The organism is Citrobacter sp. R-1.5.2 (assembly GCF_035064245.1).
Lineage (GTDB): Bacteria > Pseudomonadota > Gammaproteobacteria > Enterobacterales > Enterobacteriaceae > Citrobacter.
In genome coordinates, this window is the sequence record NZ_JASEYC010000013.1 from 119,892 (window position 1) to 132,419 (window position 12,528).

The following is a 12,528-nucleotide window of genomic DNA, read 5'->3' on the forward strand; positions in this document are numbered from 1 at the left end:
TCAACGGCCAGGATGCTCTTTATAATCCGCGCCAGGTAAACCATAACAGAACATCTTTTTTCAGAGGTAATCATGGCTATTGAACGTACTTTTTCCATCATCAAACCAAACGCGGTGGCAAAAAACGTTATTGGGAGCATCTTTGCGCGCTTCGAAGCAGCAGGGTTCAAAATTGTCGGCACTAAAATGCTGCACCTGACCGTTGAGCAGGCGCGTGGCTTCTATGCTGAGCACGACGGCAAACCGTTCTTTGATGGCCTGGTTGAATTCATGACCTCCGGTCCAATCGTCGTTTCCGTACTGGAAAGCGAAAATGCCGTACAGCGTCATCGCGATCTGCTGGGCGCAACGAATCCGGCAAATGCGCTGGCCGGTACGCTGCGTGCCGACTACGCGGACAGCTTCACCGAAAATGGTACCCACGGTTCCGATTCCGTTGAATCCGCAGCCCGTGAAATCGCCTATTTCTTCGGTGAAGGCGAGGTTTGCCCGCGCACTCGCTAATCTCCTGCGTCTTTCACGTCGCAGATGCGTTGGCTGCGTTCGTTTACCCCGGTCACATAGTTTTCTATGCTCCCGGGGATGCTCGAACTTGCCGCCTTCCTGCGACGCGAAATCCTTTGGAGATGAATTAGCGATTTACATATTATTTTCGCTAATGCTTCGTGCAAACGTGGCATCCCTGCGCCAGACTTTGTACAATGCAACGCCCCGGAAGAGCAGACCGCTTACCGGGGCGTTTCTTTTTAACCCTCCACGGGCCATAACGTGTAACAACGAGGCCGGAAAAAATTATGTCTGAATTAGTTAACACCTCTGAAGTCGTCATTGCTGCGGTTCCAAATAAAAATGGAAAAATTAACCTGCTGGATCTGAACCGTCAGCAGATGCGCGAATTCTTCAAAGAGATGGGCGAAAAGCCGTTTCGTGCCGATCAGGTCATGAAATGGATGTACCACTATTGCAGCGACAATTTTGATGACATGACTGACATCAATAAGGTGCTGCGCAACAAACTGAAAGAAGTGGCTGAAATTCGCGCCCCGGAAGTGGTGGAAGAGCAGCGTTCTTCTGATGGCACTATCAAATGGGCCATCGCGGTTGGCGATCAGCGTGTTGAAACGGTTTATATCCCGGAAGACGATCGCGCGACCCTGTGTGTTTCTTCACAGGTTGGTTGTGCATTAGAGTGTAAATTCTGCTCTACGGCGCAGCAGGGCTTTAACCGTAACCTGCGTGTGTCGGAAATCATTGGTCAGGTCTGGCGTGCGGCGAAAATCGTCGGCGCGGTGAAAGCTACAGGCGTACGTCCCATCACCAACGTGGTGATGATGGGGATGGGGGAGCCACTGCTTAACCTGACTAACGTCGTTCCGGCGATGGAAATTATGCTTGATGACTTCGGTTTCGGGTTGTCCAAGCGTCGCGTTACGCTGTCCACCTCAGGCGTTGTCCCTGCGCTGGATAAGTTGGGTGACATGATTGATGTCGCACTGGCGATTTCTCTGCATGCGCCAAATGATGAAATTCGTGACGAAATTGTACCTATCAACAAAAAGTACAATATCGAAACGTTCCTCGGGGCAGTGCGCCGCTATCTGGAGAAATCCAATGCGAACCAGGGCCGCGTGACCATCGAGTATGTCATGTTGGATCACATCAACGATGGCACTGAGCATGCTCATCAGCTTGCAGAACTGCTGAAAGACACGCCGTGTAAGATCAACCTGATTCCGTGGAACCCGTTCCCGGGCGCGCCGTATGGCCGTAGCTCTAACAGTCGTATCGATCGTTTCTCTAAAGTGTTGATGGGCTATGGTTTCACGACCATCGTGCGTAAAACACGTGGTGATGACATCGATGCAGCCTGTGGTCAGCTGGCGGGAGACGTTATCGACCGTACCAAGCGTACTCTGCGCAAGCGTATGCAGGGCGATGCTATCGATATCAAAACCGTTTGATGCCGAATGCACTACGGTATAAATAATGTACCGTAGTGCAATGTAAGTTACATAAGGTCCTTTGTTGTCGTCGTCTGATCAATAATAACGGTGCGTTTTAGTCGACTTTAAGGCAGTATGTAGCGGTGCAACAAGAGTTTAGACCCTCAGGTTTACGCTGTTTTGTCATTGATAGTCTGACCGTTTTATACTGTCTGACGAAGGTTAACTGACCAGATGTTTCGCGGTGTGGGTGAGCATTGTGGCTCGCCGGCGCCAGAACCCAAATTTACGCAGCTGTAGCGAATGAATACTGAAGCCACGCACGACAAAAATGAAGCACTATCCACCGGCGTTCGTCTGCGCAATGCCCGTGAACAACTCGGATTCAGCCAACAGGTGGTCGCGGAACGACTCTGCCTGAAGGTCTCCACGGTACGCGATATTGAAGAAGATAAGGCACCAGCCGATCTCGCTTCAACATTCCTGCGCGGGTATATCCGTTCTTATGCGCGTCTGGTGCATATTCCTGAAGAAGAACTGTTGCCAGGGCTGGAAAAACAGGCTCCGATTCGCCCTGCCAAAGTTGCGCCGATGCAGAGTTTTTCGCTCGGTAAGCGCCGCAAGAAGCGTGACGGCTGGCTAATGACCTTTACCTGGCTGGTACTGTTTGTCGTTGTCGGACTGACTGGTGCCTGGTGGTGGCAGAACCATAAAGCACAGCAGGAAGAAATCACCACGATGGCCGATCAATCTTCCGCTGAACTGAATGCCGGTAAAGATAACGCACAGAGTGTACCGCTGGATACCAGCGCTGCCGCAAGCCAGGACAATACACCGGCTTCGGATGGTGGCGCAGTGGCTGATGCCGCTCAAGCGCCGGATACTGCAGCGACCCCGGCTCCTGACGCAGATAAAAACGCCGTTGTGGCTCCGTCTCAGGCCAATGTTGATACTGTAACGACCACACCTACTGCACCCGCGACAGCGGCGCCACTGCCGACTGACCAGGCGGGTGTAACAACCCCGGCTGCCGATCCTAATGCGCTGGTGATGAATTTCACCGCTGACTGCTGGCTGGAAGTGACCGACGCAACCGGTAAAAAACTGTTTAGCGGCATGCAGCGTAAAGATGGCAATTTGAATCTGACCGGTCAGGCACCGTACAAGCTTAAAATTGGTGCTCCGGCGGCAGTGCAGATTCAGTTCCAGGGTAAACCTGTCGACCTGAGTCGTTTTATCAGAACTAACCAGGTTGCGCGTCTGACCGTTAATGCCGAACAATCACCGGCTCAGTAACAGACGGCAATGCGGGAGATTTTTTAATGCATAATCAGGCTCCAATTCAACGTAGAAAATCGACACGCATTTACGTTGGGAACGTGCCGATCGGCGATGGGGCTCCCATCGCCGTACAGTCTATGACCAATACGCGTACCACGGACGTGGAAGCGACGGTTAATCAGATCAAAGCGCTGGAACGTGTAGGCGCAGATATTGTTCGTGTCTCTGTACCGACAATGGATGCTGCAGAAGCGTTCAAGCTTATCAAACAGCAGGTTAATGTCCCGCTGGTTGCCGATATTCACTTTGATTACCGTATTGCGCTGAAAGTGGCGGAATACGGTGTCGATTGTCTGCGTATCAACCCAGGTAACATCGGTAACGAAGAGCGTATTCGCATGGTTGTGGATTGCGCTCGTGATAAAAACATTCCTATCCGCATTGGTGTAAACGCCGGATCGCTGGAAAAAGATCTGCAGGAAAAATACGGTGAGCCGACGCCGCAGGCGCTTCTGGAATCTGCGATGCGTCATGTGGATCATCTCGATCGTCTGAACTTCGATCAGTTTAAAGTTAGCGTGAAAGCGTCTGATGTTTTCCTCGCTGTAGAATCTTATCGTCTGCTGGCAAAACAGATTGATCAACCGCTGCATCTGGGGATCACCGAAGCCGGTGGCGCACGTAGTGGTGCGGTAAAATCTGCGATCGGTCTGGGACTGCTGCTGTCAGAAGGCATCGGTGATACGCTGCGTGTTTCTCTGGCGGCAGATCCGGTTGAAGAGATCAAAGTGGGCTTTGATATTCTGAAATCACTGCGCATCCGTGCTCGCGGTATTAATTTTATCGCTTGCCCAACCTGCTCACGCCAGGAGTTCGACGTTATCGGTACCGTTAACGCGCTGGAGCAACGCCTGGAAGATATCATTACGCCAATGGACGTTTCGATCATCGGTTGCGTGGTAAACGGTCCTGGCGAAGCACTGGTTTCCACGCTGGGCGTAACGGGCGGCAACAAGAAAAGCGGCCTGTATGAAGACGGCGTGCGTAAAGACAGACTCGACAACGATGACATGATCACGCAGCTCGAAGCCCGTATTCGCGCCAAAGCGAGTATCCTGGACGAAGCGCGACGCATTGACGTGCAGCAGCTTGAAAAATAATAACGTGATGGGAAGCGGCGTGCTTCCCGTGTATGATTGAACCCGCATGGCGCCCGTATTATTCGGGTTAGCGCTGAGGGTTCATTTTTATATCCATAAAGAGAATAAACGTGGCAAAAAACATTCAAGCCATTCGCGGCATGAACGATTATCTGCCTGGCGAAACCGCCATCTGGCAGCGCATTGAAGGCACTCTCAAAAACGTGCTCGGCAGCTACGGTTACAGTGAAATCCGCTTGCCGATTGTAGAGCAGACCCCGTTATTCAAACGTGCGATCGGTGAAGTGACCGACGTCGTTGAAAAAGAGATGTATACCTTTGAGGACCGCAATGGCGACAGCCTGACCCTGCGTCCTGAAGGCACTGCGGGCTGCGTACGCGCCGGCATCGAACATGGTCTCCTGTACAATCAGGAACAGCGTCTGTGGTACATCGGGCCGATGTTCCGCCACGAACGTCCGCAAAAAGGTCGTTATCGTCAATTCCATCAGTTGGGTGTCGAAGTGTTTGGTCTGCAAGGCCCGGACATTGATGCTGAGCTGATTATGCTGACTGCCCGCTGGTGGCGTGCACTGGGTATTTCCCAGCATGTTAGCCTTGAGCTGAACTCTATTGGTTCGCTTGAAGCTCGTGCTAACTACCGTGATGCGCTGGTCGCCTACCTGGAACAGCACAAAGAAAAACTGGACGAAGATTGCAAGCGCCGCATGTACACCAACCCGCTGCGTGTTCTCGACTCCAAAAACCCGGACGTGCAGGCGCTGCTGAACGATGCCCCTGCACTGGGTGACTATCTTGATGATGATTCTCGCGAACATTTCGCGGGGCTGTGCAAACTGCTGGAATCCGCAGGTATTGCCTATACCGTTAATCAGCGTCTGGTTCGTGGTCTCGACTATTACAACCGCACCGTATTTGAGTGGGTAACCAACAGCCTGGGCTCACAGGGTACCGTCTGTGCAGGTGGTCGCTATGATGGTCTGGTTGAGCAACTTGGCGGTCGTGCCACGCCAGCGGTAGGCTTCGCTATGGGTCTGGAACGACTTGTTTTGTTAGTTCAGGCAGTTAATCCGGAATTTAACGCAGATCCTGTTGTCGATATATACCTGGTTGCGTCAGGTGCGGATACGCAGTCAGCCGCAATGCGGCTTGCTGAACGTCTGCGTGATGACGTTCCCGGTGTGAAATTGATGACTAACCACGGTGGCGGCAACTTTAAGAAACAGTTTGCTCGCGCCGATAAGTGGGGCGCCCGCGTTGCACTGGTACTGGGTGAGTCCGAAGTGGCTGACGGTACCGTTGTAGTGAAGGATTTGCGCTCTGGTGAGCAAACGGCAGTAGCGCAGGATAGCGTTGCCACGCATTTGCGCACTCTACTGGGCTAAGGAGAAGGACAGCGTGGAAATTTACGAGAACGAACACGACCAGGTTGATGCGGTAAAACGCTTCTTTGCTGAAAACGGCAAAGCGCTGGTTGTTGGGGTAATTTTAGGGGTTGGCGCGCTGGTCGGCTGGCGTTACTGGACCAGTCATCAGACGGAGTCCGCACGCTCTGCTTCTCTGGCATATCAAAATACGGTGACTGCGGTTAGCGCAGGTAAGCCTGATAGCATTCCTGCCGCAGAGAAATTTGCAGCGGAAAACAAAAACACCTATGGCGCGTTAGCGTCAATGGAACTGGCACAGCAGTTTGTTGACCAAAACGAACTAGAGAAAGCCGCGGCCCAGTTACAACAAGGCCTGGCCGCCACCAGCGATGAGAATCTCAAAGCGGTGCTTAATCTGCGTCTTGCTCGTGTTCAGGTTCAGCTTAAGCAGGCTGATACCGCGCTGAAAACACTCGATACCATTAAAGGTGAAGGGTGGGCGGCAATTGTGGCCGATCTGCGTGGTGAAGCGTTGCTGAGCAAAGGCGACAAACAAGGTGCGCGTAGCGCATGGGAAGCGGGTGTGAAAAGCGATGCCTCTCCTGCTCTGAGCGAAATGATGCAGATGAAAATCAATAATTTGTCCATCTGAGAGGGACCCGATGCAATTGCGTAAATTACTTCTGCCAGGGCTGCTTTCCGTTACCCTATTGAGCGGCTGTTCACTGTTTAGTGGTGAAGAAGATGTCGTTAAGATGTCCCCGTTACCGGTGGTTGAAAACCAGTTTACCCCGTCTACTGCCTGGAGCACTTCTGTAGGCAACGGTATTGGTGATTTCTACTCCAACCTTCATCCTGCGTTGGCGGATAACGTGGTCTATGCAGCCGATCGCGCAGGTGTGGTGAAAGCGCTGAACGCAGACGACGGCAAAGAAGTCTGGTCTGTTAATCTGGGTGAGAAAGACGGTTGGTTCTCCCGTGCATCTGCTCAGCTTTCTGGCGGTGTAACCGTGTCGGGCGGCCATGTTTATATTGGCAGCGAAAAAGCACAGGTTTATGCGCTTAACACCAGTGACGGTACAACTGCATGGCAAACGAAAGTTGCCGGTGAAGCGTTGTCTCGCCCGGTGGTGAGCGATGGCGTGGTATTGATCCATACCAGTAACGGTCAGTTGCAGGCATTGAACGAAGCTGACGGTGCCATCAAATGGACTGTGAACCTCGACATGCCATCACTTTCCTTACGTGGTGAATCTGCTCCGGCGACCGCCTTTGGCGCTGCGATTGTGGGTGGCGATAATGGTCGCGTGAGCGCCGTGCTGATGCAGCAAGGCCAGATGATTTGGCAGCAGCGTATCTCTCAGGCGACAGGCCCAACGGAAATCGATCGTCTGAGCGACGTTGATACCACGCCGGTTATCGTCAATGGCGTAGTTTACGCACTGGCTTATAATGGTAACCTGACGGCGCTGGATCTGCGCAGCGGCCAGATCATGTGGAAACGTGAGCTCGGCTCGGTGAATGATTTCATCGTTGATGGTAATCGTATCTATCTGGTTGATCAGAATGACCGTGTGCTGGCGCTGACGACCGATGGCGGGGTGACGCTGTGGACGCAAAGCGATCTGCTGCACCGTCTGCTGACGTCTCCGGCTCTGTATAACGGTAACCTGGTTGTAGGCGATAGCGAAGGCTACCTGCACTGGATTAACGTTGAAGATGGTCGCTTTGTCGCTCAGCAGAAGGTCGACAGCTCAGGTTTCCTGACCGAGCCGGTTTCTGCTGATGGTAAACTGCTGATCCAGGCGAAAGACGGTACGTTGTACTCCATTACGCGTTAATCGTCCTGGCCGCTCGCTTTGAAAAACGGCTCCTGGTGCAGGGGCCGTTTTACTGTTTTTAACAATGGCGCAAAAATAGCGTCCATTGTCTGATGATTTTTTAAATGAGGCTTTAAACATGGTACCTGTGGTCGCGCTTGTCGGGCGCCCTAACGTTGGCAAATCCACGTTATTTAACCGTCTAACTCGCACCCGAGATGCGCTGGTTGCGGATTTCCCGGGTCTGACTCGTGACCGTAAGTACGGTCGTGCGGAAATTGAAGGCCGCGAGTTTATCTGCATTGATACTGGCGGTATTGATGGCACCGAAGACGGTGTTGAAACCCGTATGGCTGAGCAGTCGTTGTTGGCTATCGAAGAAGCAGACGTTGTGCTGTTCATGGTGGATGCGCGTGCTGGTCTGATGCCGGCAGATGAAGCCATTGCCAAGCATCTGCGTGCGCGCCAGAAACCAACCTTCCTCGTTGCCAACAAAACTGACGGACTCGATCCGGATCAGGCCGTTGTCGATTTCTATTCACTGGGACTGGGTGAAATTTACCCTATCGCGGCGTCTCATGGTCGTGGTGTCCTTAGCCTGCTGGAACACGTTCTGCTACCGTGGATGGACGATGTCGCGCCGCAGGAAGAAGTAGATGAAGATGCGGAATACTGGGCGAAACTGGAAGCCGAAGAAAACGGTGAAGAAGAGCCTGAAGATGATTTCAATCCACAGGATCTGCCCATCAAACTGGCCATTGTCGGGCGCCCGAACGTAGGTAAGTCCACACTGACTAACCGTATTCTCGGTGAAGACCGCGTTGTGGTCTACGATATGCCGGGGACCACGCGCGACAGTATTTATATTCCGATGGAACGTGATGAACGCGAATATGTGCTGATTGATACTGCGGGTGTACGTAAGCGCGGTAAAATTACCGAAGCGGTAGAAAAATTCTCCGTAATCAAAACGTTGCAGGCAATTGAAGATGCCAACGTGGTGATGCTGGTGATTGACGCACGCGAAGGGATTTCCGATCAGGACCTCTCGCTGCTGGGCTTTATCCTCAATAGTGGGCGCTCACTTGTTATCGTCGTCAACAAATGGGACGGCCTGACGCAGGAAGTGAAAGAACAGGTAAAAGAGACCCTGGACTTCCGCCTGGGCTTTATCGATTTTGCCCGCGTTCACTTTATTTCCGCGCTGCACGGCAGCGGCGTAGGCAACCTGTTCGAATCCGTGCGCGAAGCGTATGACAGCTCAACCCGCCGCGTTAGCACCGCGATGCTGACCCGCATTATGACCATGGCGGTAGAAGACCATCAGCCGCCGCTGGTGCGTGGTCGCCGTGTGAAGCTTAAGTATGCTCACGCCGGTGGTTATAACCCGCCGATTGTGGTGATTCACGGTAACCAGGTGAAAGACCTGCCGGATTCATACAAGCGCTATCTGATGAACTACTTCCGCAAATCACTGGAAGTAATGGGGACGCCAATCCGTATTCAGTTCAAAGAAGGGGAAAACCCGTTTGCGAATAAACGTAATACACTGACACCAACGCAGATGCGTAAGCGTAAGCGTTTGATTAAGCACATCAAAAAAAGCAAGTAACCCTTGCTGATGGCGATAGAGGCCCGCGTAAATCGCGGGCTTTTTTTCGCCCTTTTTAGTCTGTACCTGTCTGTTTGCTGTCAATGACTATTCGCTTTTTACCAAGTTTAAATCTAAGAAAGTAGACAATTGTCGAATTTTCATCTTAAAGTCACCCGGTTGGTACTAGACAAAACTACTGTCAGGTTATCAAATGGTTAAATAACTCTTCGCCGTATGTAAAAAATCGACCAGCTACGTAACTGGCCGGCGTACATCACGGTGTTTACAAGCACACGACATATTTTTCGGGAGAATTATGCAATCCTCTGTTAATCAAAAAGAAAGCCGAACGTTCTTCGGTCATCCTTATCCGCTCGGCTCATTGTTCTTCACTGAGATGTGGGAGCGCTTTTCGTTTTATGGCATTCGTCCGTTACTGATCCTGTTTATGGCTGCTACCGTTTATGACGGCGGTATGGGGCTGGCGCGTGAAAATGCATCGGCAATTGTCGGTATTTTTGCCGGTACGATGTACCTTGCCGCGCTGCCGGGCGGTTGGCTGGCGGATAACTGGCTCGGTCAGCAAAGAGCTGTCTGGTATGGCTCTATCCTGATTGCCCTTGGCCATCTGTCGATTGCGCTCTCTGCCATCATGGGTGACAACCTGTTCTTTATCGGCCTGATGTTTATCGTGCTCGGCTCAGGTCTGTTCAAGACCTGTATCTCGGTAATGGTTGGGACGCTGTATAAAAAAGGCGATGCGCGTCGTGATGGCGGTTTCTCGCTGTTCTACATGGGTATCAATATGGGCTCCTTCATTGCTCCGTTGATCTCCGGGTGGCTGATTAAGTCTCATGGCTGGCATTGGGGTTTTGGTATCGGTGGCATTGGGATGCTGGTCGCGTTGATTATCTTCCGCGTGTTTGCCGTTCCGGCGATGAAGCGCTACGACAGCGAAGTCGGGCTGGACTCTACCTGGAACAGCCCGGTAGTCAAAAGAAAGGGCGTAGGCACGTGGTTGTTGGCGCTGGCGGTAGGTGTGGCAGTCATTGTTACCCTGATAGCTCAAGGTGTGATTGTGATTAACCCGGTCGCGGTAGCCAGCGTGTTGGTGTATGTGATTGCGGCATCCGTAGCCCTCTACTTCATCTACCTGTTTGTATTTGCTGGGCTGAACCGTAAAGAGCGCGCCAGATTGTTGGTCTGCTTTATTCTGCTGGTTTCCGCTGCCTTCTTCTGGTCGGCATTTGAGCAAAAGCCAACGTCGTTTAACCTGTTCGCTAACGACTACACTAACCGTATGATCGGCGATTTTGAAATCCCGGCTGTCTGGTTCCAGTCGATTAACGCGCTGTTTATCATTCTGCTGGCCCCGGTCTTTAGCTGGGCGTGGCCGAAGCTTGCCAGCATGAATATTCGCCCGAGCAGTATCACTAAATTTGTTATCGGTATTCTGTGTGCCGCAGCGGGTTTTGGCCTGATGATGCTGGCAGCACAAAACGTGCTGAATAATGGAGGTGCAGGCGTTTCGCCTTTCTGGCTGGTGGGCAGCATCCTGATGCTGACACTTGGTGAACTGTGCCTGAGTCCGATTGGCCTGGCGACAATGACGCTGCTGGCACCAGAAAGAATGCGCGGTCAGATGATGGGACTGTGGTTCTGTGCAAGTGCACTGGGTAACCTGGCTGCGGGCCTGATCGGCGGCCACGTGAAAGCCGATCAGCTGGATATGCTGCCGGATCTGTTTGCACGTTGTTCCATCGCGTTGATAATCTGTGCTGCGGTACTGATAGTCCTCATTGTTCCGGTGCGCCGTATGCTGGAGAATGCACAGACTAAACCGGTTACCAGCGCCTGATAAAACCTCGACATTGCCGGGGCGGGCATTCTGCTCCGGCAATTCAATCTACGAGGTAAGAGTATGCTGTTAGGGTTTGTGGGGCTTGGCGCGGTGGTTGAAACGGCATACTTGCCCGCATTACGTCACATGTTCGGTGATTCACTCCGCTGTGTGGGATTTGATGTGCAACCCGCAAAACAGCCTGCAGATGTGACACGCTGCGCATCGCTTGCTGAACTTCTTGCAACACCGCTTGATACCCTGTTTATCACCACCGCATCCCTGCACCATCTTGAAGTGCTGGAACAGGCGCTCGCTTCGCCCATCGCACGTATCGTGGTCGAAAAACCGATTGTCGCCACGCTTTCCCAAATTGAAAAACTGAAAATGCTGCTGGTTCAACCCGGCGTCGCTGATCGTGTACTGGCGCTAGACCACTGGATGGCGCGTAATGGCGCAATGCAGCTGGCATTGGGGAAACTCGGAGCGTTGTGGCTGGGCGATAACCCACAACCGGCACTGGTTACCCACTTTTCGGACATTGTTAAAATTGAAGGATTCTTGCAGGAGCCAAGCGGGATTAACACCGCCGGGGAACCTGTCGCGCTCAACTTTGCCACCGGTGAGCCGGATGCGCGCGAGCTTCGACACCCGGATGGTGTGATTCTGGATATAGGTACGCATGTGCTGGCAATGTTGCGTGAAACGGTTCGCTACCTCGGGGGAAGTGATGAGATGGTGCTGCAGGTGATAACCGCGAAAGACCGTCTGGGGCGTGATATCTCCCGCGGTGACCTGACCACGGCAGAAGGTGAAGCTCATCTTCAGGGGCAGATTAGCGGTATTCCGCTGGATATCTGGCTCAACAAATATGCGGGACCTGCGGGAGGGCAAAAAGGTCTGCGCCTGTATCTGAGAGATGGGCGAATCATTAGCCATGACCGGCGCGGTGCAGAAGATGTGCTGGAACTTATTGAGGGCGATACTGTTTTGCGCTGTAGTCTTGCGGGGGCGGTTTATGCGCACTGCCTGGCAGAGCATATCCTGGGGGGGCAAAGTTTGTTTGAACGTAGCCCGCAGGAAGTCGGGCGGACAACGCAGCGCCGACTGGAAGAAGTGGAGCGCTTGTTAATGCTACAGCAGCAGTTGCGCGGGCAACATTAAGTGCACCGTGTTAACATCAGGGTAGTAATGAATTCCCCGTACAGGAGTCACCATGTCTATTATCTGCCCTGATTGTCATACTTCGCTGGAGCCTCAAAACGGCGTGGCATATTGCGAAAACTGTAATAAAGATATTCTGCTTGAAGCGCATTGCCCGGAGTGCCATCAGCCGCTGCAGGTGTTAAAAGCCTGCGGTGCGGTCGATTATTTCTGCCAGAATGGGCACGGGCTTATCTCTAAGAAACGCGTGGCGTTCTTGATTAAAAATAATTAAAAGTGAGTTAAGAACTTCTTATTTGATTGTCTGTTTTTACGTTTGCTACCATTGAATAAGACAGTATTCATTGAGTCATTAATAT

The 12,528-nt window shown here is 52.3% G+C and carries 11 protein-coding genes; all 11 read left to right on the forward strand.

Features of this window, described 5'->3' with window-relative positions; translation table 11 throughout:
- Nucleotides 1-72: 72 nt before the first annotated feature.
- The 11 genes from ndk (at nucleotide 73) to QMN38_RS20315 (ending at nucleotide 12,443) form a co-directional block, all read left to right on the forward strand.
- Nucleotides 73-504 carry a nucleoside-diphosphate kinase gene (gene ndk, locus QMN38_RS20265; RefSeq protein ID WP_003037710.1) on the forward strand — a complete coding sequence of 144 codons (432 nt, stop codon included), beginning with the start codon at nucleotides 73-75 and terminating at the stop codon, nucleotides 502-504.
- Nucleotides 505-794: 290 nt separating this feature from the next.
- Entirely contained in the window at nucleotides 795-1,961 is a 1,167-nt protein-coding gene (rlmN, locus tag QMN38_RS20270; protein WP_323605822.1) for a dual-specificity RNA methyltransferase RlmN, read from the forward strand.
- Between the two features lie 285 nt (nucleotides 1,962-2,246).
- Nucleotides 2,247-3,239: a cytoskeleton protein RodZ gene (gene rodZ / locus QMN38_RS20275; protein ID WP_323605823.1), complete on the forward strand. Its 993-nt coding sequence runs from the start codon at nucleotides 2,247-2,249 to the stop codon at nucleotides 3,237-3,239.
- A gap of 26 nt (nucleotides 3,240-3,265) precedes the next feature.
- The gene (gene ispG, locus QMN38_RS20280) at nucleotides 3,266-4,384 is read left to right on the forward strand and encodes a flavodoxin-dependent (E)-4-hydroxy-3-methylbut-2-enyl-diphosphate synthase (RefSeq protein WP_016154000.1); all 1,119 of its coding nucleotides are present in this window, start codon (nucleotides 3,266-3,268) and stop codon (nucleotides 4,382-4,384) included.
- 110 nt (nucleotides 4,385-4,494) lie between these two features.
- Nucleotides 4,495-5,769 (forward strand): histidine--tRNA ligase, encoded by a 1,275-nt coding sequence (hisS, locus tag QMN38_RS20285; RefSeq protein WP_137384792.1) that lies wholly within the window; start codon nucleotides 4,495-4,497, stop codon nucleotides 5,767-5,769.
- Nucleotides 5,770-5,782: 13 nt separating this feature from the next.
- Entirely contained in the window at nucleotides 5,783-6,403 is a 621-nt protein-coding gene (locus QMN38_RS20290) for a YfgM family protein (protein ID WP_005120429.1), read from the forward strand.
- A 10-nt stretch (nucleotides 6,404-6,413) separates the two neighbouring features.
- Complete coding sequence (gene bamB, locus QMN38_RS20295; RefSeq protein ID WP_137384790.1) at nucleotides 6,414-7,592, forward strand: outer membrane protein assembly factor BamB; 1,179 nt, start codon at nucleotides 6,414-6,416, stop codon at nucleotides 7,590-7,592.
- 118 nt (nucleotides 7,593-7,710) lie between these two features.
- A complete protein-coding gene (gene der / locus QMN38_RS20300; RefSeq protein WP_271440698.1) occupies nucleotides 7,711-9,183 on the forward strand; it encodes a ribosome biogenesis GTPase Der in 1,473 nt (490 codons plus the stop codon).
- Between the two features lie 298 nt (nucleotides 9,184-9,481).
- Nucleotides 9,482-11,023, forward strand: coding sequence for a peptide MFS transporter (locus QMN38_RS20305; protein WP_271440699.1), 1,542 nt, complete (start codon nucleotides 9,482-9,484; stop codon nucleotides 11,021-11,023).
- 63 nt (nucleotides 11,024-11,086) lie between these two features.
- Nucleotides 11,087-12,169, forward strand: coding sequence for a Gfo/Idh/MocA family oxidoreductase (locus tag QMN38_RS20310; protein WP_323605824.1), 1,083 nt, complete (start codon nucleotides 11,087-11,089; stop codon nucleotides 12,167-12,169).
- A gap of 52 nt (nucleotides 12,170-12,221) precedes the next feature.
- Entirely contained in the window at nucleotides 12,222-12,443 is a 222-nt protein-coding gene (locus QMN38_RS20315) for a zinc ribbon domain-containing protein (protein ID WP_271440701.1), read from the forward strand.
- Nucleotides 12,444-12,528: the final 85 nt, after the last annotated feature.

Coding starts and splice junctions, on each gene's coding strand:
- ndk (WP_003037710.1), top strand. CDS start 73: ATGGCTATTGAACGTACTTTTTCCATCATCAAACCAAACGCGGTGGCA.
- rlmN (WP_323605822.1), top strand. CDS start 795: ATGTCTGAATTAGTTAACACCTCTGAAGTCGTCATTGCTGCGGTTCCA.
- rodZ (WP_323605823.1), top strand. CDS start 2,247: ATGAATACTGAAGCCACGCACGACAAAAATGAAGCACTATCCACCGGC.
- ispG (WP_016154000.1), top strand. CDS start 3,266: ATGCATAATCAGGCTCCAATTCAACGTAGAAAATCGACACGCATTTAC.
- bamB (WP_137384790.1), top strand. CDS start 6,414: ATGCAATTGCGTAAATTACTTCTGCCAGGGCTGCTTTCCGTTACCCTA.
- der (WP_271440698.1), top strand. CDS start 7,711: ATGGTACCTGTGGTCGCGCTTGTCGGGCGCCCTAACGTTGGCAAATCC.
- QMN38_RS20305 (WP_271440699.1), top strand. CDS start 9,482: ATGCAATCCTCTGTTAATCAAAAAGAAAGCCGAACGTTCTTCGGTCAT.
- QMN38_RS20310 (WP_323605824.1), top strand. CDS start 11,087: ATGCTGTTAGGGTTTGTGGGGCTTGGCGCGGTGGTTGAAACGGCATAC.
- QMN38_RS20315 (WP_271440701.1), top strand. CDS start 12,222: ATGTCTATTATCTGCCCTGATTGTCATACTTCGCTGGAGCCTCAAAAC.